This is a genomic window from Halomonas sp. 5021, assembly GCF_036663435.1.
GTDB classification, from domain to species: domain Bacteria; phylum Pseudomonadota; class Gammaproteobacteria; order Pseudomonadales; family Halomonadaceae; genus Vreelandella; species Vreelandella janggokensis.
This window is the reverse complement of the sequence record NZ_JAXOVU010000010.1, coordinates 1-22,296: the sequence shown is the minus strand read 5'-3', so window position 1 is coordinate 22,296 and position 22,296 is coordinate 1. Positions and strand designations below refer to the sequence as shown.

Annotated in this window: 20 protein-coding genes; 13 read left to right on the top strand and 7 right to left on the bottom strand. The window is 59.1% G+C overall.

Translation table 11 applies throughout. The features are described from left to right. Positions 1-34 precede the first annotated feature (34 nt). Positions 35-316, bottom strand: coding sequence for a hypothetical protein (locus R3F64_RS14710; RefSeq protein WP_085920206.1), 282 nt, complete (start codon positions 314-316; stop codon positions 35-37). Between the two features lie 516 nt (positions 317-832). Further along, positions 833-1,447 (bottom strand): CDP-alcohol phosphatidyltransferase family protein, encoded by a 615-nt coding sequence (locus R3F64_RS14705; protein WP_085920207.1) that lies wholly within the window; start codon positions 1,445-1,447, stop codon positions 833-835. A gap of 284 nt (positions 1,448-1,731) precedes the next feature. Between R3F64_RS14705 and R3F64_RS14700 the strand changes: the two genes are divergently transcribed. The 5 genes from R3F64_RS14700 to R3F64_RS14680 all read left to right on the top strand — a co-directional run bounded on the left by R3F64_RS14700 (position 1,732) and on the right by R3F64_RS14680 (position 8,540). Then, complete coding sequence (locus tag R3F64_RS14700) at positions 1,732-3,363, top strand: SLC13 family permease (protein ID WP_085920208.1); 1,632 nt, start codon at positions 1,732-1,734, stop codon at positions 3,361-3,363. Positions 3,364-3,457: 94 nt separating this feature from the next. Continuing rightward, entirely contained in the window at positions 3,458-4,603 is a 1,146-nt protein-coding gene (locus tag R3F64_RS14695) for an exonuclease SbcCD subunit D (RefSeq protein ID WP_332612257.1), read from the top strand. After that, positions 4,600-7,203, top strand: a complete 2,604-nt coding sequence (locus tag R3F64_RS14690; RefSeq protein ID WP_332612255.1) for an SMC family ATPase — start codon at positions 4,600-4,602, stop codon at positions 7,201-7,203. The genes R3F64_RS14695 and R3F64_RS14690 overlap by 4 nt, the downstream gene beginning before the upstream one ends. Before the next feature lie 117 nt (positions 7,204-7,320). Next, on the top strand, positions 7,321-8,061 hold the full coding sequence (locus R3F64_RS14685) for a tellurite resistance TerB family protein (protein WP_085920211.1): 741 nt from the start codon (positions 7,321-7,323) through the stop codon (positions 8,059-8,061). Then, positions 8,061-8,540, top strand: coding sequence for a phosphatidylglycerophosphatase A family protein (locus tag R3F64_RS14680; RefSeq protein ID WP_085920212.1), 480 nt, complete (start codon positions 8,061-8,063; stop codon positions 8,538-8,540). Before R3F64_RS14685 ends, R3F64_RS14680 begins: the two co-directional genes overlap by 1 nt. An 80-nt stretch (positions 8,541-8,620) precedes the next feature. Here R3F64_RS14680 and R3F64_RS14675 read toward each other — a convergent pair whose 3' ends face one another. From R3F64_RS14675 to R3F64_RS14665, 3 genes are all read right to left on the bottom strand, one after another. Further along, positions 8,621-10,003, bottom strand: a complete 1,383-nt coding sequence (locus R3F64_RS14675) for an NAD-dependent succinate-semialdehyde dehydrogenase (protein ID WP_332612252.1) — start codon at positions 10,001-10,003, stop codon at positions 8,621-8,623. 172 nt (positions 10,004-10,175) lie between these two features. Beyond that, complete coding sequence (gene msrA / locus R3F64_RS14670) at positions 10,176-10,802, bottom strand: peptide-methionine (S)-S-oxide reductase MsrA (protein ID WP_442908836.1); 627 nt, start codon at positions 10,800-10,802, stop codon at positions 10,176-10,178. Between the two features lie 98 nt (positions 10,803-10,900). Continuing rightward, positions 10,901-11,809: a LysR family transcriptional regulator gene (locus tag R3F64_RS14665; RefSeq protein ID WP_199284791.1), complete on the bottom strand. Its 909-nt coding sequence runs from the start codon at positions 11,807-11,809 to the stop codon at positions 10,901-10,903. Positions 11,810-11,948: 139 nt separating this feature from the next. Between R3F64_RS14665 and R3F64_RS14660 the strand changes: the two genes are divergently transcribed. From R3F64_RS14660 to R3F64_RS14640, 5 genes are all read left to right on the top strand, one after another. Further along, positions 11,949-13,466, top strand: coding sequence for a CoA-acylating methylmalonate-semialdehyde dehydrogenase (locus tag R3F64_RS14660; RefSeq protein ID WP_199284792.1), 1,518 nt, complete (start codon positions 11,949-11,951; stop codon positions 13,464-13,466). Between the two features lie 26 nt (positions 13,467-13,492). Further along, complete coding sequence (locus R3F64_RS14655; RefSeq protein ID WP_332612249.1) at positions 13,493-15,154, top strand: GMC family oxidoreductase; 1,662 nt, start codon at positions 13,493-13,495, stop codon at positions 15,152-15,154. Positions 15,155-15,345: 191 nt separating this feature from the next. Next, the gene (locus tag R3F64_RS14650) at positions 15,346-15,549 is read left to right on the top strand and encodes a cold-shock protein (RefSeq protein WP_009101184.1); all 204 of its coding nucleotides are present in this window, start codon (positions 15,346-15,348) and stop codon (positions 15,547-15,549) included. A gap of 158 nt (positions 15,550-15,707) precedes the next feature. After that, entirely contained in the window at positions 15,708-16,376 is a 669-nt protein-coding gene (locus R3F64_RS14645) for an alpha/beta hydrolase (RefSeq protein WP_085920217.1), read from the top strand. Positions 16,377-16,424: 48 nt separating this feature from the next. Then, a complete protein-coding gene (locus R3F64_RS14640; protein WP_085920218.1) occupies positions 16,425-17,429 on the top strand; it encodes a YihY/virulence factor BrkB family protein in 1,005 nt (334 codons plus the stop codon). Between the two features lie 55 nt (positions 17,430-17,484). Here the strand turns inward: R3F64_RS14640 and R3F64_RS14635 are convergent, their stop codons facing one another. Continuing rightward, on the bottom strand, positions 17,485-18,894 hold the full coding sequence (locus tag R3F64_RS14635; RefSeq protein WP_085920219.1) for a PhoH family protein: 1,410 nt from the start codon (positions 18,892-18,894) through the stop codon (positions 17,485-17,487). A gap of 316 nt (positions 18,895-19,210) precedes the next feature. On the opposite strand from R3F64_RS14635, the gene ybaK reads away from it, so the two are divergent. From ybaK to R3F64_RS14620, 3 genes are all read left to right on the top strand, one after another. Next, entirely contained in the window at positions 19,211-19,678 is a 468-nt protein-coding gene (gene ybaK / locus R3F64_RS14630) for a Cys-tRNA(Pro) deacylase (RefSeq protein WP_332612246.1), read from the top strand. Positions 19,679-19,772: 94 nt separating this feature from the next. Continuing rightward, entirely contained in the window at positions 19,773-21,170 is a 1,398-nt protein-coding gene (gene dbpA, locus R3F64_RS14625) for an ATP-dependent RNA helicase DbpA (protein ID WP_199284795.1), read from the top strand. A 45-nt stretch (positions 21,171-21,215) separates the two neighbouring features. Then, entirely contained in the window at positions 21,216-22,094 is an 879-nt protein-coding gene (locus R3F64_RS14620; RefSeq protein WP_199284796.1) for a PA4780 family RIO1-like protein kinase, read from the top strand. 66 nt (positions 22,095-22,160) lie between these two features. Here the strand turns inward: R3F64_RS14620 and R3F64_RS19430 are convergent. After that, positions 22,161-22,296 (bottom strand): transketolase-like TK C-terminal-containing protein (locus tag R3F64_RS19430; RefSeq protein WP_442908837.1); only part of this gene is annotated, 136 nt, incomplete at its 5' end.

Genomic DNA, 22,296 nt, shown 5'->3' with positions numbered 1-22,296 from the left:
GCTCCGTCGTCAGTGGGCGAGGGAAGATAGCCCGCTAGGCTAAGGCGGCGCTTTTTGAGGGCGTCGCAATGGGCACGCTCATGGCATCGATATTTGCGTAGCCCTTTTCAACCAGCGCAACCACGTCCGGGGATGAGCCCCAGCGCAACAGCATGGTGTCGATTAACTGTTCGGCTTCGTTAAAGCGGCCGCAGTGGCTAAGCAGCTTGGCCACGGTGTAATCGCAGGCGGGGGTGTCAAACATGTCGTCCTTGATTTCCTGAATGGCGAGTTGCAGTCCGGCCTGTGAAATCTCAATACGCTGTTCGCGTTGCATAGCACGTCTCCTTGTGAATGCGGGGTCGTCAATATCGGGCTCTGCCGATGTTTATTATGTTGTACCTGTATTGTACGAGGTGGAGCCTATTATAATGCTTCTCATCGTGCGATAACCTGGGATATGCAAACGAAAGGTTATTGCAGATTCACCTTCCCGAACAGCAATTGCCTTCAATTTTCTACCGCATTTATTTAAATAACATGGGTTTATATTTCAATGAAGGGGGCTGGAGTTATGAGCCTGGTAGTGTCACCCATGGTTCGCGTCCCAGTAAAAAAATTTATGCAAATCTTTGCAATGTTGGCGGTTAGCATCTAAGGTTACCGGTGTGTAGGACAAGGAATCGTCTGGCTCGCCAGGAAGGCAGGCTTACGGATAAGCCAGCAAGCCCGATAGGAAATCAAATGACAGGACGTCATACAGCACATGCCATGGAAAGGTATCCAGGAGGGATACAAACGACAGGAAGTCGGTGAGATGCATGAAGGCCCCCGAGAGGGGGTTTTTTTGTGTCTAAACATCACGCCTAAGGGTGAGGTAACCGCCCCATAGCCGTGTGGTGGTGGTGATCAGGCAGGCCACCGCGAAAATACTGGCGAGTAGCGGGAAATGCTGAGGAAACAGGCAAAACACCACCAACGCAACAAAGGTTTCGGTGCCCTCGGTGAGCCCTTCCAGGTAGTAAAACGCTTTTGTCGGAAAGTCGGGCCGCTCGACGCCGCGCTGTTTGGCGGCAATCGCAAACGCTAGAAACGACGTGCCGGTGCCGATAAAGGTAAACAGCAGGAAAGCGGCAGCCAGGGCATTCTCTGCCGGGTTGGCCAACGCAAAGCCCAACACGACGGCTGAATAAAAAACGAAATCCAGACCGATATCCAGAAACCCCCCTGCCTCGCTCGTCTGGCCGCTCACCCGAGCCAAGGCGCCATCCAGCCCATCTCCCAGGCGATTCAACAATACTGCCACCAAGGCAAGCGCGTAATGCTCCCATGCCAACAAGGGCAGAGCAGTGATGCCGATCAGGAAAGCGATAAAGGTCACCTGGTCGGGCGTGGCACGCCCGGTAAGCCGATGGGCGAGCCGTTCAAGTGGGCGATGGGTCAGGGGCATGGTCCAGCGGTCTAGCATACGGCGCTCCTTGGGGTGAATGACGATGAAACCAGCAAGCTAACATACCGGCCGAGCGGCGACCCGATCTATGAGGCCATGCTTATGAATTAAACTAAAGTCGTTATACTTTAGTATCAATGATGAATAAATCACTGGACGCCAGGCGCAGGGGCATGGAAAACGGGGGCCGAAGAAGGCGCGTGCCCTGACGGTTCCGGTCGCTATGGGTGGGTCGTGTGTATTCTTCATAACCTTACACACTTTCGGTGAGCGAAGTACGTCGTATGCTAAGCAATGGAATGATGACGGTGTGGAACCAGCTTTGGGCTTCCCACCAGCAGGCAAAAACCCTGTTACTGTGCGCGCTACCTACCACGGGCGGTTCGGGAAGCGGTAGTGCGTCTGGCAATAATGGCGCGGGCCCCGAGCCGCGTCCACCGGCGTATACAAAGCCGCAAAAAGTAGGGCTGCTGCTTGGCCCGCTGCTGTTCGCCTTTGTGGTGTTGTTCTTTCATCCTGCCGACCTGAGTTTTGAAGGCCGGATGGTGCTGGCCACGACGCTATGGGTCGCGGTGTGGTGGATTACCGAGGCGATCCCGATTCCGGCCACGTCGCTGCTGCCCATTGTCTTGCTGCCGATCACCGGGGCGCTGGAAAGCAGTCGGGTGACAGCGGCCTACGGCAACCCGATTATCTTCCTGTTCCTGGGCGGCTTCATGATCGCCCTGGCCATGGAGAAATGGGGGCTGCACAAGCGTATTGCGCTGGTGATCATTGGCCTGCTGGGAACCAGTATCAATCGCATCGTGCTTGGCTTCATGGCGGCCACCGGCTTTTTGTCGATGTGGGTGTCCAACACCGCCTCGGTGATGATGATGCTGCCGATTGGCACGGCGATTGTGTACCAGGTTACCCAGGAGCTGAGCAAAACAGATGGCGACCACAGCGACGATATCGATAAATTCAGCAAGGCACTGATATTTGGTATCGGCTACGGCGGCACCATTGGTGGCCTGGGCACCTTGATTGGCACGCCGCCCAATATCATCCTGGCAGCCACCGTGTCGGAGCTGTTTGGGGTTCAGATTTCCTTTGCCGAATGGATGTTCTTCGCCTTTCCCGTGGTGGTGATTCTGCTCTTTGCGGCCTGGCTGTTGCTGACCAAGGTAGTTTATCGCGTCAGGTTTGCCGATTTGCCTGGGGGCAAGGCGGTGATCGACAAGGAGAAGCAGGCCCTGGGCGCCACGCGCTTTGAAGAAAAAGCCGTGCTGGCCGTGTTCCTGTTCGCCGCCTTTATGTGGATCACGCGCTCGTTTTTATGGGAAGGACAGTTGCTCAATATTCCCGGCATCAACGACACCATGATTGCCATGGTGGCGGCCATTGCGCTGTTTTTGATTCCCTCCAAACGTCGCGGCGGCTGCTTGCTGGACTGGGAGGTGGCCAAGGATGTGCCCTGGGGCATTCTGCTGCTGTTCGGTGGCGGTCTGGCGATTGCGGCGGGCTTCAGCGCCTCGGGACTGGCCGAGTGGATCGGCGAGCAGATGAGCGTGCTGGAAGGCGTCAACTTCCTGCTGGTGATTCTGATGGCCAGCGCCATGGTACTGTTCCTGACCGAGATCACCTCGAATACCGCCACGGCGACGATGATTTTGCCGGTGCTGGCGTCGTTGGCGCTGGCGCTAAACGTGCATCCCTTCGTGCTGATGGTGCCCGCGGCCATGGCCGCCAACTGCGCCTTCATGCTGCCGGTGGGTACGCCGCCCAACGCGATCATTTTCGCCACGGGCAAAATCAAGATCGCCGAGATGGTGCGCAACGGCTTCGGGCTCAATATCCTGGCGCTGGTGTTGATCGTCGCGGCGGTCTATATCCTGCTGCCGATGATGTGGGGCGTTGATTTGACCAGCTACCCCGACGCTTTCCGCCGCTGATTCACTGACGGTTGAGCTTGTCCTTTAACGCCCCGCCAACAGCGGGGCGTTTTGCTAGTATGATGCCGTCATTCTTCTTGTTGCTGAGTTTGCCATGCGCCTACTGCACACCGCCGACTGGCACCTGGGTCGGCTGTTTCACAACCTTTCGCTGCTGGATGACCAGCGTTACGTCCTCGATCAACTGGTCGATATCATCGACCGCGAAGGCGTCGAGGCGGTGTTGATCGCCGGGGATATCTACGACCGCTCGGTGCCGCCTGCTTCAGCAGTGGCATTGCTGGATGACGTGCTGACGGCGCTGTGCAGCGAACGCAACCTGCCGGTGGTGATGATTTCCGGCAACCATGATAGCGCCCAGCGGCTGGGCTTTGGCGCGCGCCATTTACGCCAGGCCAGGCTGCATATCCTGTCTGATCTGACGGACATCGGGCGGCCGGTAAGGCTGTCCGCCAACGGGGTGGAGGTGGATGTCTTCGGCATCCCCTACGCCGATCCGGAGTACGTGCGCAGCCAGTTAGAGGTAGACGTGCGCGACTTCGACGGCGCCCATCGCTACCTGGTCGAGCGTATCAACGCCCAGCGCCACCCAACGCGCCCGACGGTACTGATGAGCCACTGCTTTGTGGATGGTGGCAGCGCATCCGACTCCGAGCGTCCGTTGACGCTCGGCGGTGCCGAGAGCGTCGCCTGGGAGCCCATGCAATCGTTCGACTACGTGGCGTTGGGGCATTTGCACGGCCCCCAATACCGTGGCGGAGAGCACATCCGCTACAGTGGCTCCCTGCTCAAGTACAGCTTTTCCGAAGCAAGCCAGCGCAAGGGCGTTACCCTGGTGGATATCGACGAACAGGGTGTCCGCCACATCGAGCACCGCCCTTTGACGCCGCGCCTGGACGTGCGCGTCCTGGAAGGCGAGCTGGATTCGCTTATTGCCCAGGGGCTTGGCGACCCTCATGCAGACGACTACCTACTGGTTCGCCTGACCGACCGCCACGCCATCCTCGACCCAATGGGCAAGCTGCGGGAAGTCTATCCCAACGTCATGCACCTGGAAAAGCCGGGCATGCTGGAATCCCGCGGCCGCCAACAGCTGGATCGCGAGCGGCTGCGTTTCAGCGCGCTGGACATGTTCAGTGATTTCTTCGCCCAGACCAGCGGCGAGGCGATGACCGACGAGCAGGCCGAGGCCATGAACGAGCTGATCAGCCAGCTCAACCGTGACGAGGAGAACCGATGACGCCGCTAAGCTTGACCATGCAGGCCTTTGGCCCCTTCGCCGGTCGTGAAACCCTCGATTTTACCGCGCTGGGGCAAAGCCCGCTGTTTCTGATCAACGGCCCCACTGGTGCGGGCAAAAGCTCGATTCTGGACGCCCTGTGCTTTGCGCTTTATGGCCAGACTACCGGTGCCGAACGTGACGCCAGCCAGATGCGCTGCGACCAGGCCGCGGCGGATGCGCTTACCGAAGTGACGCTGGACTTTCGCCTACGCGGCAACGCCTACCGGATACGCCGCGTACCCCAGCAGGAGCGCCCCAAGGCGCGTGGCGAAGGAACCACCACGCAAAACGCGGAAGCCCAGCTTTGGCAACTGACGGCTGAAGGCGAGCAGGGCGACTGCCTGGTCGCCAAAAGCGTCAACGACGCCACGACTCAGGTCCAGGGCCTGATAGGGCTCGACGCCAGCCAGTTCCGCCAGGTGATGGTGTTGCCCCAGGGCAAGTTTCGCGAGATGTTGCTGGCGGACTCGAAAGACCGCGAAAAAATCTTTTCTCAGCTGTTTCAAACACAGATTTTTCAACGCATCGAAGAGCATCTGCGGACCCAGGCCAACCAGATCGAGCGCGACGTCAATAACCACCGCCAGCGGGTGCAGGGTATCCTGCAGGCCAGCGATGTGGAAAACGATGCCGCGCTCGACGAGGAACGCCGTTCTCTGGAGCCCCGGCGCCAGGCCGCCCAGCACGACCTTGCCGAGGTCAGGGCGCGCCGTGAGGCCGCTGAAAACGCCGAGCGCCAGGGCAGGGAGTTACAGGCCCAGTTTGATCAACAGGCCAGGCTCAAGGCGGCCAGGAAAGAGCTGCTAGATCAGAAAGACGACATCGACGACGCCCAGGCAAGGCTGGCCGCTCATGCCCAGACACAGGCGTTGGCAACGGTTTACCAGCGCCTGCAAGCCGCCCAGCAAACGGCCCTGTCGACCCGTGATGAGCTCGCCCAGGCAGAACGCACTGTGGCCGACCAACAAGTCGCGCAGGCCGATGCCCAGCGAGCGCTGGCGGATGCCAAGCCGCCGTTTGAGCAGCTACCTGCGATGCGCGAGCAGGCGTTTCGCTTGCACCGTGCCGTTGAGCAATGCCAGGAACTGGCTGCGCTTGAGAGCCAGCGTGAGCAGCTTGCCCAGGAGGTTGAAAGCGCGGCGGCCGAGGTCACGCGACTGCGGCCAGGCGTTGAAGCCGCAGAGCAGCATGCCACCGCGCAGGAAATGCGCTGGCATCAAGGGCAGGCGGCGCTTCTGGCGGCGCGCCTGGAAACCCGAATGCCTTGCCCGGTCTGTGGCAGTCTCGACCACCCGGCCCCGGCGAGCGCCGAACAGGCGCCGGTGACCCAGGCCGAGGTCAAACAGGCCCGTACAGCGTTCGATAAAGCCCGTCAGGCGCTCTCGAAAGCCGAGCAGCACCATGCGCAGCTAAGCCAGCAACTCGCCGACAAGGCCTCGCATTGTCAGCGACTACGCGACGAACTGGGTGAGCAGTCCTCGCTGGAGGCGCTGGAAGCCGCGCAGGCCAAGCTCAAGGCCGATATGCAAGCCGCCGAAACCGCCTGGCAAACCGCTCAGGAAAAAGCCCAGCAGGCCCAGACAGCGCTGGCTCGCGCCGAGACAACGCTGGACGACGCTAAAAAGCGCCAAGCCCGCGCCAGTAGTGCCCTTGATGAGGCGCAGCAGGCGTGGCAAAACGCCCTGGCTGAGAGTGTCTTCGACGACGAAGAAGCGTTCAACCAGGCGCGGTTAACCGATGACGAGGAGCGACGGCTCAATGAGGCGGTGGCCCACTTTCAGCGCGAACAGGCCAAGCTGGAAGGGCAGTTGGAGGCAATTCACACTCGCCTTGAGGGGCAGGCATTGCCGGATCTAATCGCCCTGGCAGAACAGGTCGCTGAGGCAAAGGCCCAGGAGCAGGTCTTTGAAAAAAACTATCAGCAGCTGGCCACTCGGATTGAGCACTTGGATGCCACGCGAGAAAAGCTTGACGCCGCCCATGCCGCCCAGGCATCCCTTGAAGCCCAGTATCGGGTATGGGGTACATTGAGCGAGGTCGCCAACGGCCGCACGGGGCACCGCATCAGCCTGCAGCGGTTTGTGCTCGGCGTCCTGCTGGACGACGTGCTGATTCAAGCCTCCGAACGCCTGGTGCACATGAGCCGCGGTCGCTATCAGTTGGTGCGCCGGGAAGACCCATCCAAAGGCAATCGCGCCTCGGGGCTGGAGCTTGACGTGGCCGATACCTACACCGGCAAGAACCGTCCGGTGGCGACGTTATCGGGCGGTGAATCCTTTATGGCCGCGCTCTCTCTGGCACTGGGGCTTTCCGATGTGGTGCAGGCCTACGCTGGCGGCATTCAGCTGGATACGCTATTTATCGATGAAGGCTTTGGCAGCCTCGACCAGGATGCGCTGGACCAGGCGATTGCCATGCTTAGTGAGCTGCAAATGGGCGGTCGCATGATCGGGATTATTTCCCACGTCAGCGAACTCAAGGAGCAAATCCCGGTCCGTGTTGACGTGCGGTCGAGTCGTCAAGGAAGCTCGGTGGGCATAAAGGGTGCACTGCGTTAATGCCAGGGGGCATTAGGTTTTGCAGGCATGGTTCATGCTGCGTTCATGCAGCATGTTCTATAACGTGGGTTGGTCGTCAGCGAGTCCTGAAAAGACTCTCTACTTAGGAGTACAAGGATGAACGCAAGCAAGATTTTACAGCAACTGATGCAACAGGCAGGCGGTAGCCAGAAGGGCGGCAGCAGTGGTGGCGTCGATGTCAAAGGCATGCTGAGTGGCCTCTCTAAACAGCTCGGCGGGAGTGACCAGGGCGGCAAGTCAAGCGGCGGTTCATCGAGCGGGTTCGATATGAAAAGCCTGCTGGGTGGGGGCGCCATGGGCATGCTGGTCGGCTCCAAGCGCGGCCGTAAGCTGGGCGGCAAGGCCCTCAAGTACGGTGCCATTGCGGGTGTCGGGGTATTGGCCTGGAAGGCCTGGCAAAGCTCACAGGCTGGCAAAAACGCGTCCGGCGAGTCGCAGGGCAGCGCCGAAGGGGAGCGCGTCGAGGTGCTGGACGGCGAGTATCAGGAGCGCCGCAGCCTGGAGTTGCTGCAAGCGATGATCATGGCCGCCCGGGCTGATGGTCATATCGACGAGCAGGAGCAGGCGCTGATCACCGAGCAGATTGATGAACTGGGCGCCGATCAGGAAATGCATAACTGGGTCGAGCGGCAGCTAAAGGCACCGCTGGACGCCCAGGCACTGGCCCGTGAAGCGGATTCACCCCAGGCAGCGCGGGAAATGTACCTGATCAGCGTGGCCGTGACCGACGAGCAAAACCCCATGGAGCGCGCCTGGCTCGATCAGTTGGCAAGCGCCCTTGAGTTATCGCCTGACATGGCCCGCGAGCTTGAACAACAAGCCCAACAGGCCGGCTGATGCTTGATACGCTCAATTTCTGGGTCGCCACCGGTTTTGGTCTGGGGTTGGCGCCGGTGGCCCCGGGTACCTTCGGTTCGCTGATTGGCATACCGTTGGCGTGGTGGTTGCTGGGCCGGCCCGTTGGCTATCAGGTAGCGGTGATCGCGGTGCTATTGGTAGTGGCAGTGCCGGTATGTCACGTCGCTGCCTGGCATTACGCGGGTCTGGATCACGGCAGTATCGTTGCCGATGAATATGTCGCCTTTCCATTGGCCGTCATCGGGTTAACGGCCGCGCGCCAGCCGCTGGTCATGCTGCTGGCGTTTGCGGTCTACCGTTTTTTCGATGGCTTGAAGCCGCCGCCGATTCACCTGGCCGAATATGTTCATGGCGGCTTGGGTATTGTGCTGGACGACGTGATTGCAGCCCTTGTGACCTGGGTCGTGCTGGCGCTACTGTTGAAGTTCTGGCAACGCCGAACGCTAAAAAGTACCTGACAATGCGCCTTAACTAAAAAGCGCCGCAGGCTAAACCTGCGGCGCTTTTCGTCATTGCATCAAGTTGTACTTATCGAAGCCTATTCCTTGACGACGATGACCGACTTGGCGTTGACGAATTCGTGCATACCGAAGCCGCCATGCTCTCGGCCGTAACCGGAGTCTTTTACGCCGCCAAACGGCATTTCCGGGGTGGCCACGCCAAAGCCGTTGATAAATACCATGCCGGTATCGAAGTACTGGCTGGCAAGCTTGGTGGCACGCTTCACATCCTTGGAAATGATCCCACCGCCGAGGCCATAACGGCTGTCATTGGCAATGCGCATGGCATCGTCGTCATCCTTGGCGCGAATCAAGGCCGCCACCGGGCCAAACAGCTCGTCATCGTAGGCGGGCTGGCCGGGGGTGACGTTATCCAGCACGGTGACCGGATAGAAGGCGCCTTGGCCGTCGGGCTTCTGGCCGCCGCATAGAATCGTCGCGCCCTGGCGTACGCTTTCTTCCACCTGCTCATGGAGGTCGTCGCGTAAATCGACGCGCGCCATGGGGCCGACATCGGTGCCGTCTTGCGTGGGGTCGCCCACCTGCAGGGCGTTCATCCGCTCGACGAAACGCTCCTTGAAGGCCTCGTAGTTGGCCTCGGTCACCACAAAGCGTTTGGCGGCCACGCAGGTTTGCCCGGTGTTGTAGACACGACCCATCACGCAGGTGTCCACGGCGACGTCCAGATCAGCGTCGTCGAGTACCAGATAGGCGTCGTTGGAGCCCAGTTCGAGCACGGTCTTTTTCAGGTGCTCGGCGGCCTTGGCGGCGACCTTGCGGCCTGCACCGTCGCTGCCGGTCAGCGTGACGCCGCGCACCGCCTTATGGGCGATGACCTGGTCGGAGACGTCGTGGGAAATCACCAGCGTACGGAAAACGTTTTCCGGCAGGCCCGCCTCGCGGTAGATTTTTTCCAGCAGCAGGCCGCTACCGGTGACGCATTCGGCATGCTTCAGCAGCACGGCGTTACCCGCCATGATGTTGGCGATGGAATAACGCACGACTTGATAAGCGGGGAAGTTCCACGGCTGAATGCCGTAGATGACGCCCATCGGCGAATAGGTCACGATGCCGCGTTCACCGTTGCTCGGGTTGCGCGTTTCATCGGCAAGGGATTCCGGGCCGCGCTCGGCAGTGTAATCGCAGATGCCCACACACAGGTCGACTTCCTGATAGGCCTGCGAGGGCAGCTTGCCCATTTCCTTGACCATGAAGTCGGCAAGTTCTTCTTTGTGCGCCTTGAGCGCCTCGCCAATGGCCTTGACCACCTTGGCACGGTGTTCGAGAGGCTTGAGCCGCCAGTCGAGAAATGCCTGATGGCTGGCCTCCACGATCTGCATCGCCTGGCTTTCATCCATCAGCGCATAGGTCTGGAGTGTTTCGCCAGTGGTGGGATTGACGGTGGTGATGCTGTTGCTCATAAGATCTCCTATCTATAGATCAACATGGTGGAATCAACGCTGCTCTTAGAACCGCGTCCTGGCGCGTCGCTAGTCGTTGACCGACTGGTCTATTATGAATGTCTTGTTAATATAGTAGAAGATAGAGGGTGTTGCCTAATAGCCTCTCACTATGGGGAGATAAACGTCTCGGTCAGTCAAAGGTGGGCCCGCCGGCCTCGTCGCCCCAGACTTCTTCCAGGCGGTCGTCGCGTCTGCAGCTGAAGCGGTAGAACTTGTAGCGGACCGGGTTCTTCTCGTAGTAGTTCTGGTGGTATTCCTCGGCCGCCCAAAAAGCGTCCCCCGGCAGTATCTCCGTGGTTACGCTCTCTTCGAAGCGTTCTTCCATCTCTTCCTTGGAAGCTTCGGCCAGTTCGCGCTGTTCGTCATTCTGATAAAAGATCGCCGAACGGTACTGGTCGCCGACATCGCAGAACTGGCGGCCGACCGCGAAGGGGTCGATGTTGCGCCAGTAAATTTCCAGCAACTGCTCGTAGCTGATCTGGTCCGCGTCGTATTCGACCTTGACCACTTCGATGTGGTCGGTGTTGCCACTGCTGACGTCATCGTAAGTGGGGTTTTCCAGCTCGCCGCCGGTATATCCCGATATCGTGGCCGTCACGCCAGGCTGACGGTCGTAAGGCGGCTCCATACACCAAAAGCAACCCCCGGCAAATACCGCTTCCGCGGGCGTTTCAGCCTGCAGCGATGTACTGGTGATGCCAATGGCGGCCGTAGCGATACCCAGAGCTAACGGGCGAAACGGTAGGTGTTGCATCATGAGGTTGACTCCCGGTAGGTGAACCATGCTGTCGTCAGTTCTGAGTTGTTAAGTCGCCGGGTAGTTCACTTTCCTTATAAGCGAACGCTATCCCCTCGTTAAACCCGGCCTTGGCGTGGGGGCCATACGTCGTCCAGGGTTTTTAGCGCGGCGGCGATGGGTGGCTCGACGGAACGATCGTGTCGCCAAATCAGGCCCAGTGAACAGGGCAGGCGAACATGCTCCGCCACGGCCAGGCCGCTCTCCTGACGTTCCGCCATGGCCAGGGCATCCCGTGCCAGGCTAAGGCCCACGCCGGCGCGCACTAGATCGAGCATGCAGGCTTCCTGGTCGACCTGGGCGACACGGTTTGGCGTGATGCCGCCGTCGGCCAGGCGATGGTGAAGGAGCCGGTGGTGGACGGAGTCGGGGGGCGTGACGATCCACGGTAGACGGGCCAGAGACGTCCAGCGGGTGTCTGCCAGCCGCGCCTCCCAGCCGGCAGGGGCAATCACGTGATAGTCAAACTGGGTCAGCTCTCGCCAGGCCAGCGCCGAGTGGCCGGTACCTTCACCCGGGGGCGCCAGGTAAAAGCCCACGTCCAGCTCACCCTTTTCAATGCGCGTCAGTACGCGGCCACTCATGCCGTGGTGCAGCTCGGTTTCCAGCTGTGGCGCCCTGAGCATCAGGCGGCTTAAAAAAGCTCCCAGACGAATAAACTCGGGGTCGACGATGGTGCCGATGGTCAGTTTGCCGCGCAGCGTGCTGTGCAGGGCGCTGGCGGTTTGTTCAAAAGCGCTGGCGCTGGCCAATGCCTTTTCGGCGGCCGGCAGGAGAGCAAGGCCGTCGGCGGTCAGGCTCAGGCCTTGAGGACGTCGGTTGAAGAGAGCGAGCCCCAGGCTGGCCTGAAGCTGCTTCAACTTTAGGCTTACGGCGGGCTGGGTGAGGTGCAGTTGCTCGGCGGCGCGTGACACGCTGCCAGCGCGGGCAACCGCCACGAACGCCCGTAGTGTGGCGTATTCCTGCATGGGCGACCTTCTTGATGCGCATTGTTATTAATCAAGCTTATATCGTGGTTAAAAATTACTCAATTGATTGCCCCCGTTAGGCGGTTAATCTGGTGTTACCGCTATTTTAACTATCACGATACTTATAAAGGTTGCTTCCATGACCACCACAACGACCACCGCTATCCAGCATTTTATTAATGGCCAGGTAAGCCAGGGCACTGGCGATGCCCAGGACGTGTTTAATCCCGCGACGGGCCAGGTTAGCGGGCGCGTGTCGTTAGCCGGTGAGCACGATGTGAATGCCGCCGTGGACGCCGCCCAGGCTGCGTTTCCTGCCTGGGCCGATACGCCGGCCATTCGCCGCGCGCGGGTGATGTTCAGGTTTCTGGAGTTGCTCAACGCCAATAAAGACGCGTTGGCCGAGGCGATCACCAAAGAGCACGGCAAGGTGTTTACCGATGCCCAGGGTGAAGTGGCGCGGGGTATCGATATCGTCGAGTTCGCCTGCGGTATTCCCCAGTTGATGAAGGGCGACTATACCGAACAGGTGAGCACCGGTATCGATAACTGGACGGTACGCCAGCCGCTAGGTGTAGTGGCGGGGATTACGCCGTTCAACTTCCCCGTCATGGTGCCCATGTGGATGTTTCCTGTGGCCATTGCGACGGGTAATACGTTTATCCTCAAGCCGAGCCCGCTGGACCCCAGCGCCTCATTGATGATTGCCGACCTGCTCAAGCAAGCCGGTTTGCCCAATGGTGTGTTCAACGTGCTGCAGGGCGGTAAAGACGCGGTTGAGCGGCTGCTGGATCACCCTGACGTCAAGGCACTGTCGTTTGTCGGCTCCACGCCCATCGCCAACCTCATTTACGAGCGCGGTGCCCGCCACGGGAAACGCGTCCAGGCGCTCGGCGGGGCGAAAAACCATATGGTGGTGATGCCCGATGCACATCTGGATAAGGCCGTTGATGCTCTGGTCGGCGCCGCCTATGGCTCAGCGGGCGAGCGCTGCATGGCAATCAGTGTGGCCGTGTTGGTGGGTGATGTGGCCGATAAGATCGTGCCAGCGCTTGCGGAGCGCGCCAAGTCCCTCAAAGTGAAAAACGGTATGCAACTGGACGCTGAAATGGGCCCGATTGTGACCCGCGAAGCGCACCAGCGCATTACCGGTTACATCGACAAAGGCGTGGCCGAGGGGGCCGAACTGCTGGTTGACGGGCGCGAGTTTGACGCTTCACAGACCGGCGACGGCTGCGCAGATGGTTTCTGGATGGGCGGTACGCTGTTTGACCACGTCACCCCGGACATGACGATCTACAAAGAAGAGATTTTTGGCCCGGTACTGGTCTGCGTGCGGGTTCCCGATGCGGCCACGGCGATTCAATTGATCAACGACCATGAGTTTGGCAACGGCGTCAGCTGTTTCACTGAAAGCGGCAGCGTGGCACGGGAGTTTGGTCGTCGCATTCAAGTGGGCATGGTGGGTATCAACGTGCCGATTCCGGTGCCCATGGCCTGGCACGGCTTTGGCGGCTGGAAGCGCTCGTTGTTCGGCGATACCCATGCCTACGGCGAGGAAGGCGTGCGTTTCTACACCAAGCAGAAGTCGATCATGCAGCGCTGGTCCGACTCGATCAATGGCGGGGCGGACTTTGTCATGCCCACGGCTAAGTAACGCGCTCTCTTTGCTGGAGATAGCTCATGTCCGATACCTCTCATCAGTTTGACTACATCGTGGTCGGCGCCGGCACCGCCGGATGTCTGCTGGCCAATCGATTGAGCGCCAACCCCGATCATCGGGTGCTACTGATCGAGGCGGGCGGGCGCGATAACTATCACTGGATTCATATTCCGGTGGGTTACCTTTACTGCATCAATAACCCGCGCACTGACTGGATGTTCCGCACCGAGCCGGATAAAGGGCTCAACGGTCGCTCGTTGATTTACCCGCGGGGCAAGACCCTGGGCGGCTGTTCGAGCATCAACGGCATGCTGTATATCCGAGGCCAGGCGCGGGATTATAACCACTGGGCCGAGGTGACCGGCGACGATGCCTGGCGCTGGGAAAACTGCCTGCCTGATTTTATCAAGCACGAACACCATCATCGTCTGGACGAAGGTGGCGATGCTGATCCCGAGCACCGCGACTTCCATGGCCACGGCGGTGAATGGCGGGTGGAAAAGCAGCGGTTAAGCTGGCAAGTGCTGGATGATTTTGCTGAAGCAGCGGCACAGTCAGGTATTCCCCGGACACGCGACTTTAATCGCGGCGACAACGAAGGGGTGGACTACTTTGAGGTCAATCAGCGCGCCGGTTGGCGTTGGAATACATCAAAAGCGTTTTTGAAGCCGGTGCGACAGCGTCATAACCTGACCGTCTGGCACTCAACCCATGTCAACCAACTCCTATTTGCTAACGATGGCACAACACCCCGCTGTGTGGGTGCCGAGGTGGTGCGCAACGGTGAAACGCTGCGTGTGGGCGCCAACCGGGAAGTGATCCTGTCTGCCGGGTCGATTGGTTCGCCTCAGTTGTTGCAGCTTTCCGGCATTGGTCCCGCTGACCTGCTGGCCGAGCACGATATCGAGGCAGTGAGCGCCTTGCCCGGTGTGGGCGAAAACCTGCAGGATCACCTGCAAATCCGCTCGGTGTATAAGGTGCAGGGCGGTAAAACACTCAACACCTTAGCCAGCTCACTGGTAGGCAAGGCGAAAATTGGCCTGGAATATGCCCTTAAACGTACTGGTCCCATGAGCATGGCGCCGTCACAGCTGTGCATATTTACGCGCAGCTCCGAGGGGTATGACGACGCCAATATCCAGTATCACGTTCAGCCGTTAAGCCTGGAAGCGTTTGGTCAGCCGCTGCACCCCTATGCCGCGATTACGGCGAGCGTGTGTAACCTGAATCCCAGCAGCCGCGGGACGGTCAGGATTAAAAGCCGCGACCCGCGCCAGGCACCGGCGATAGCGCCGAATTACCTGAGTACGCCGGAGGATCGCCAGGTGGCGGCTGATTCCTTGCGGGTCACGCGTAGAATTGCCGAGCAGCCGGCCTTTGCGAAGTATCAGCCTGAGGAAGTAAAACCGGGCCTTGAGTACCAGAGCGACGACGAGCTGGCGCGCCTGGCAGGTGATATTGGCACGACGATTTTTCATCCGGTGGGCACCGCGCGGATGGGGCGAGACGACGATCCCATGGCCGTGGTCGATAGCCGACTGCGGGTGCGGGGTGTCACTGGCCTTCGGGTGGCGGATGCCAGCGTGATGCCGACGATCACCAGCGGCAACACCAATTCACCGACGCTGATGATCGCTGAAAAAGCCGCAGGGTGGATACTATCGGCGCGGTCATCATACTGACACTTTTTTACGCGATAGTATTGACGTGTGCTGAAACAAGGCGCATTCTTCTGAGCAGTAGGTTAGCAAGTCGAACGTTGTCAGCAGTATCGAAGCGCCGCAAGCGTTGAGTCTGGTGAAAGTTTCTTGTTCTACCCACTGCAACTCGGGTATTACCCGGCTTTAAATACGCTTTATCGAGGATTTCGATCATGGCAACTGGTACCGTTAAGTGGTTTAACGACACTAAAGGCTTCGGCTTCATTTCTCCGGACGACAACGGCGACGACCTGTTCGCGCATTTCTCCGAAATTCAGGCTGACGGCTTCAAAACTCTGCAAGACGGTCAGAAGGTTTCCTTCGACGTCACCCAGGGTAAAAAAGGCCTTCAGGCTTCCAACATCAAAGTTCTGTAATTCAGAACGGTGATGTGTGCCATCAGCCGATAGCTGATGTGCTGAAAAACCCCGCTTATGCGGGGTTTTTTGTATGTGTATGAAAAATCGCCACATTACTCGCCCTAGACGTTGCTTTGCGCTAGGGTGAGGTTTTTTTAAGCAAGGGATGAATCATCATGACAGCGCCTGGCGAACTCATTATCGAGCCGAAAAGCGGTAAACCCGCCGATGCGTGTGTGTTCATATTGCATGGTTTAGGTGCCGACGGGCATGATTTTGAACCTTTAGTTCCCGCGCTGGGTTTGCCGGCCAGCGCCAATGTACGTTTTATCATGCCTCACGCCCCGCGTTTGCCGGTGACCATCAACGGCGGGATGGTGATGCCTGCCTGGTACGATATCCTGGCGATGGACCTGGGCCGCCGGGTCGATGAAGCGCAGCTAAAGGTTTCGGCCAAGCGTATTCAAACGCTGATTCATGAGCAGATTGATCAGGGTATCGATAGCCAGCGGATTATTGTGGCGGGATTTTCCCAGGGCGGCGCCGTTGCTTATCATGCCGCGCTTTCGTTTCCCGAGCCGCTTGGCGGGCTCTTGGCAATGTCGACCTACTTCGCCACCGCCGACAGCATTGATCTGGCCGAAGCCAATCGACAGATTCCCATTGAGGTTCAGCATGGCAGCTTTGACCCCATCGTGCCGGAAAGCTTGGGCAAAAGCGGCGCTGACCGCTTAACGAGTCTGGGCTATGCCGTCAATTACCGGCAGTACTCCATGGCCCACTCGCTTTGCCCTCAGCAGGTAAGCGATATTGGGCGCTGGCTTTTACAGCGCCTGAGCAGCTAATTAAAACATTGACGCTGTGCTGGTAAGCGTTATTTCAGGAGTAGGCGCATGTTTCGACCCTCGCGTGGCCGCCAAGCCGAACTCCCCAACGAAATTCCCAAGCCAGGCTGGCACGACATCGTCTGGCGTGTTTTGCGCTCGGCACGTCGTGACCGCATCATGCTGCTGGCAGCGGGTGTTGCCTTCTACGCGCTGCTTGCGTTGTTTCCGACCATTGCGGCGGTTATCTCTCTATGGGGGCTGTTTTCCGATCCGAATGAAGCAAGCCAGCAACTCTACAACCTCATCCGTTTGATGCCCCCCGAGGCGGCACAACTGATCGACAACCAGGCTCAGGAGGTGGTGGATAGCGTTGGGTCGAGTAATGAAATGGCGGCGCTGGTGAGCCTGTTGATTGCCATGTATATCGCCTCCAAGGGGGTCAGTGGCCTGATCGTGGGGCTGAACGTGGTGTATGGCGAACAGGAGCAACGCAGCGTTTGGCGTTTGGCTTTGCTGGTTACCACCATGACGCTCGGCATGATTGGCATGACGCTTCTGACGCTGGGATTCATAGGCCTGGTGCCGATGCTGGTCGATGCATTGGCGGTTGTTACCCCTCTGGACCGGATTATTGATTTCATGCGCTGGCCAGCCTTGCTGGTGATGATGAGTGCTGTCATCGCGCTGCTTTATCGCTTTGCGCCCTACCGGCGTGCCGCAAAATGGGAGTGGCTGAGTGTCGGCACCATGGTGGCAACGCTGCTTTGGCTGTTGGGGTCGGGCGGACTGTCGCTTTACGTGCGCTACTTTTCCAACTTCAGCGAGCTATACGGCTCCCTGGGGGCTGTAGTGGTACTGATGCTGTGGTTTTTACTCTCGGCGTTTGTAGTATTGCTGGGTGCCGAAATCAACTGCGAGCTGGAGCGTCAGACCCGCCAGGACACGACCATTGGTCAGGAACGCCCGCTGGGACAGCGCGAGGCCTACGCCGCCGACACCCTGGGGCGTCAGCATCCGTGGCACGAAAAGGACGACACCAAAATGCCGGGGGATAATAACCGCCACGACTAATCTGATGCGCTCCGCCTCCTGCCTTAGGGCAGGAGGCGGGCTTGGTTTTAAAGCGTTACAGGAGTTCTTCGGCGGCCAGGGCCAGGCGGGAACGCTCGACGCTTTTCAGCGTGATATGCCCGGCATGGGGCCAGTCGCGGAATCGCTCTACCACGGCGGCCATGCCGCAGGTATTGGCGGTCAGGTAAGGGGTGTCGATCTGTCCTACATTGCCCAAGCAGACGATTTTGGTATTGCGCCCGGCCCGGGTGACCAGCGATTTTAGCTGCTTGGGCGTGAAGTTCTGCGCCTCGTCGATGATCAGAAAGGTGTCGTTGAGGGTACGCCCGCGCATGAAGCTGGGCGCGCGTATTTGTACCCGAGAGCCGATCAGCTGCCGTGTGGCGCCGTTGTCCCAGGTGGACTCGCCTTCATCGTTACGTAACAGGTTATCCATGTTGTCGTGGAAGGCGCCCATCCACGGCGACATTTTCTCCTCCTCGGTGCCGGGTAGAAAGCCGATATCCTCGCCCATGGGAATCGGCGCGCGGGTAAACACAATGCGTTCGAACTGCTTTTGATCCAGGGTCTGCTGGAAGGCGGCGGCTAGTGTCATGTAGGTTTTGCCGGTACCCGCGTTACCGGCGATGGTGACCAGGTCGATCTCCGGATCCATCAGCAGGTTGAGGGTGAAGTTTTGCCGACTGTCGTGGGCGTGAACTCCCCAAACGCCCGCATGGTGACGGTAGTTGGTGAGCAGTTGCAGCCGTGCCGAGGTAGGCCCCAGCTCGCGGATGATCGCCTCGAACTCAGCACCGTTTTCGCTATCCGACACCAGCATACCCACGTGCCAGTGACGCGGCATGTCGCCACTTAGTTGGTAGAAGGTGTGATGGTCGATGCGTTCGACGGTCACCTCCACGTTAAGCGCTTCCCAAAGCGAGGCGCCGTGCGGGCCTGCAGAGGTGTATACCTGGGCGCCTTCGATCATCGCGTCGCTGTCGTCGAACGCACGATCATTCAGGTAATCCTCGACGGGCACTTTCAACGCTGCTGCCTTGACGCGCAGGTTGATATCTTTGGTGATCAGGATCACCGAGGCATCGGGGCGTTCTTCGCGCAGCCGACAGGTTTCGGCGAGGATACGGTTATCGGGGCTGTCGTCCAGGGAGTCAAAGGGTTTGAGGTCGCGGTAGCAAAGAAAATGCAGCTTGCCGGACTCCCCGGTGATACGTGGAATCGGGATGCCGCTTTGAATTTCGTCGAAGGTGACCTGGCTGGTGAGGTCTGAAAGCGTACGGCTGATCTGGCGCGCTGTACGGGCGATTTCGCGGATACCGTTTTTGTGCTTGTCCAACTCCTCCAGGACGGTCATGGGAATAACGACATCGTGCTCGTCAAAGTGGTAGAGCGCGGCGGGGTCATGAATCAGGACATTGGTGTCCAACACGTAAAGCCTGGTTGCTTTCTTATCGAGTCGTACCATCGTGGCATTCACTCCGTGGTTGACGGCAACGTCGACACTGGCAGGTGCGTCTTACGTCCTAATGACACTTGCCTGTGTCGTTAAGATGGCGTGTCCTGGTACCTCCTTATTTAGCGCTTTTTAATAGCTTGGAAGGCATTGGTGTTTTTTGCCAATAAATCTCTTTCAACGAACGATGTCAACGCGAAGCGAGCGCTCTGAGGCTGGCATCTATTATGCTATCGTCGATGACGGCGCTTGGAGCGCAGGCTCGCCCGTTGCCGCGTATCAATCCGACGACTTAAACGAAGAACACTGTGTTGGCGATGAGGTTTCCATGACACCCGCGATTAATAGCGCAAAACGCGCAGGCATTGCCTTTCAAGTTCACGAATACACTCACGAGCCGACGGCCGAATCCTATGGTATGGAAGCAGCGGAGAAGCTCGGCATTGCGGCTGAGCAGGTATTTAAAACGCTGGTCGTGAAATTGGACAGCAAGCAGCTGGCGGTGGGGGTTGTGCCCGTCACAGGGCAACTGAACCTGAAACAGATCGCCAAAGCCGCCGGGGCCAAAAAAGCCGCCATGGCGCAACCCGATGAAGTGGAACGCACAACGGGTTATGTGCTGGGGGGTGTCAGCCCGCTGGGGCAGAAAAAGCGTCTGGCTACCTTTATCGACTGCTCTGCCGACGCGTTCGCCACGATTTATGTCAGCGCTGGAAGGCGCGGGCTTGAAATCGAGCTGGCGCCCAAGGATCTGCAAGCCCTCAGCCAAGCGCAACTGGCCCCTATCCTGGCATGACAACAGGGCGCGAGGAGGCGCTTTCTGGTATGGTGCGAGGCATTAAGGCCGCTCATGCTTAGCGGGGTATTTTCGCCCCTTCAGGAATTTTTCTGTGTCCGACACTTCTTTTGCTTCTCTGGCGCTGCCCAGCGCACTCGCCAGTAATCTCGACTCGCTGGGCTATCACCACATGACGCCGGTTCAGGCACAAAGCCTGCCGCCCATGCTGGCCGGCCGCGATGTCATGGCCCAGGCCAAAACCGGCTCGGGTAAAACCGCCGCCTTTGGACTGGCATTGCTGGCCGAGCTGCGCGTCGAGGCGTTCGCCGTTCAGGGGCTGGTGCTGTGCCCCACCCGGGAGCTTGCTGATCAGGTGGCTGAGGAACTACGCCGCCTGGCCCGAGCAATGCCCAACGTGAAAATCCTCACACTTTGCGGGGGCGCGCCGCTGGGGCCACAGCTTTCGTCGTTGGACCACGGTGCGCATATCGTGGTCGGCACACCGGGGCGCATTGACGAGCACTTGCGTAAAGGCTCTCTGACGCTTGGCTCGCTAACGACTCTGGTGCTGGATGAAGCTGACCGCATGCTGGATATGGGCTTTCAGGAAACGATCGACGCCATCATTGCCGACACCCCGGCAGACCGCCAGACGCTGCTGTTTAGCGCCACCTTCCCCGATGAGCAGACATCCGGCGGACTGGCGGCGATGACACGCGGCGTGATGCAGGACCCGGTGACGGTCAAGGTGGCCGAGGTTCATGACGCCACCACCATCGACCAGCATTTCTATCAAGTCGCAAGTGAAGACGCCCGCTTTGCCGCACTCAAACAGCTGCTGTTGGTTAACCGGCCGACCACCAGCGTGGTGTTCTGCAATACCAAGCGCGAGACTCAGGCGGTGGCCGACCAACTGGTAGATGCCGGTTTTAGTGCGGTCGCGCTGCACGGTGATCTGGAGCAGAAAGACCGCGACCGACTGCTTGTCTTGTTTGCCAATCAAAGCGCGTCTATTTTGGTAGCCACCGACGTGGCAGCCCGTGGATTGGATATTGCCCAACTGGATGCGGTGTTCAACTACCAGATCGCCCGTGAGCTGGATGTCCACGTCCACCGCGTGGGTCGCACCGGGCGGGCTGGGGCGAGCGGCATTGCCTGTACCCTGGTAACCCCCAAGGAAACCTACCGGCTGGAAAAGCTGGCCGACGTGTTGGGTGAAACCCTGACCACCGAGCCGCTGCCCAAGGTGACCAATGCTATGCCGTTCGAGCCACCCATGGCCACCCTGCAACTGGCTGGCGGCAAGAAAGACAAGTTGCGTCCCGGCGATATTTTGGGTGCACTGACCAGTGAAGGCGGCTTGCGCGGTGACCAGGTAGGCAAGATAAAAGTGCTTGCTCGCAGCGCCTACGTGGCGGTTGTACGGGACCGGGTTCAGCAGGCCCAGGCAAAGCTTGAGCGTGATAAGTTGAAAGGGCGAGCCTTTCGCGTCCGTCGCATTCGCCATTAAGTGTCTATTTGAGCGTGAACTAAAAAGGAGCCAACGCAGCGACCCATGAAAATTCCTAAACGATTACAGCCCTTGGTCGATGACGGCATGATCGACGAAGTACTGATGCAATTGATGAGCGGTAAGGAAGCCCAGGTTTATGTGGTGCGCTGCGGCGAAGAAGAGCGCTGTGCCAAGGTCTTCAAAGAAGCCAAGCAGCGTAGCTTCAAGCAGGCGGCCCAGTACCAGGAAGGACGTAAAGAGCGTAATACCCGCCGCGCCAGAGCGATGTCCAAGAAAACCCGTTACGGACAGAAAGAGCAGGAGCAGGCCTGGCTCAATGCAGAAGTCGATGCGCTTTACCGGCTGGCCGGTGCAGGTGTGCGGGTGCCCGAGCCCCATGGCTTTGTGGATGGCGTCCTGCTAATGGAAATGATCACCGACGCCGACGGCAACGTGGCCCCACGCCTCGATGAAGTCACCTTGACGCCGGAGCAGGCAGAGGCCTACTACGCGAAGGTGATTCAGGACGTGGTACGCATGCTGTGCGCCGGTTTGATTCACGGCGATCTGTCGGAGTTCAACGTGCTGGTAGATGCCCATGGTCCGGTGATTATCGACCTTCCCCAGGCCGTGGATGCCGCCGGTAATAATAGCGCCGCGGCGATGCTGTATCGCGATGTGGATAACATGCGCAACTATTTCGGCCAGTACGCCCCCGCGCTTCTCGATACCCATTATGGTAAAGAAATGTGGGCGCTGTACGAATCCGGCGAGCTGCACCCCGACAGCAAGCTCACCGGTCATTTCGACTTTGATACCCATATCGCCGACGTGGATGAACTGATGGAAGTCATCGACGACGCCAAAGAGGAAGAAGCCGAGCGACAGGCGCGCATGCGCGACGATGGTGAGGATGATGGCGAGATTCCACAGCCTTACTGATCCCGCAATGAATAGGCTCCTCTGGCCTTGTGCCAGCGCGAGGCGCTGTTGCAATGCGATCAAGGCCTAGCCGAGTAGCTCATTGGCCTGTTTGACGACGTTTTCGACGGTAAAACCGAAATGCATGAACAGGTCGCCCGCCGGGGCCGATTCGCCGTAGGTGGTCATGCCGATCACCCGGCCATCCAGGCCCACGTACTTG

Coding starts and splice junctions, on each gene's coding strand:
- msrA (WP_442908836.1), bottom strand. CDS start 10,802: ATGATGCAACACCTACCGTTTCGCCCGTTAGCTCTGGGTATCGCTACG.
- R3F64_RS14655 (WP_332612249.1), top strand. CDS start 13,493: ATGTCCGATACCTCTCATCAGTTTGACTACATCGTGGTCGGCGCCGGC.
- ybaK (WP_332612246.1), top strand. CDS start 19,211: ATGACACCCGCGATTAATAGCGCAAAACGCGCAGGCATTGCCTTTCAA.
- R3F64_RS14710 (WP_085920206.1), bottom strand. CDS start 316: ATGCAACGCGAACAGCGTATTGAGATTTCACAGGCCGGACTGCAACTC.
- R3F64_RS14620 (WP_199284796.1), top strand. CDS start 21,216: ATGAAAATTCCTAAACGATTACAGCCCTTGGTCGATGACGGCATGATC.
- R3F64_RS14680 (WP_085920212.1), top strand. CDS start 8,061: ATGCTTGATACGCTCAATTTCTGGGTCGCCACCGGTTTTGGTCTGGGG.
- R3F64_RS14665 (WP_199284791.1), bottom strand. CDS start 11,809: ATGCAGGAATACGCCACACTACGGGCGTTCGTGGCGGTTGCCCGCGCT.
- R3F64_RS14700 (WP_085920208.1), top strand. CDS start 1,732: ATGACGGTGTGGAACCAGCTTTGGGCTTCCCACCAGCAGGCAAAAACC.
- R3F64_RS14690 (WP_332612255.1), top strand. CDS start 4,600: ATGACGCCGCTAAGCTTGACCATGCAGGCCTTTGGCCCCTTCGCCGGT.
- R3F64_RS14675 (WP_332612252.1), bottom strand. CDS start 10,003: ATGAGCAACAGCATCACCACCGTCAATCCCACCACTGGCGAAACACTC.
- R3F64_RS14635 (WP_085920219.1), bottom strand. CDS start 18,894: ATGGTACGACTCGATAAGAAAGCAACCAGGCTTTACGTGTTGGACACC.
- R3F64_RS14695 (WP_332612257.1), top strand. CDS start 3,458: ATGCGCCTACTGCACACCGCCGACTGGCACCTGGGTCGGCTGTTTCAC.
- R3F64_RS14640 (WP_085920218.1), top strand. CDS start 16,425: ATGTTTCGACCCTCGCGTGGCCGCCAAGCCGAACTCCCCAACGAAATT.
- R3F64_RS14650 (WP_009101184.1), top strand. CDS start 15,346: ATGGCAACTGGTACCGTTAAGTGGTTTAACGACACTAAAGGCTTCGGC.
- R3F64_RS14685 (WP_085920211.1), top strand. CDS start 7,321: ATGAACGCAAGCAAGATTTTACAGCAACTGATGCAACAGGCAGGCGGT.
- R3F64_RS14645 (WP_085920217.1), top strand. CDS start 15,708: ATGACAGCGCCTGGCGAACTCATTATCGAGCCGAAAAGCGGTAAACCC.
- R3F64_RS14660 (WP_199284792.1), top strand. CDS start 11,949: ATGACCACCACAACGACCACCGCTATCCAGCATTTTATTAATGGCCAG.
- R3F64_RS14705 (WP_085920207.1), bottom strand. CDS start 1,447: ATGCTAGACCGCTGGACCATGCCCCTGACCCATCGCCCACTTGAACGG.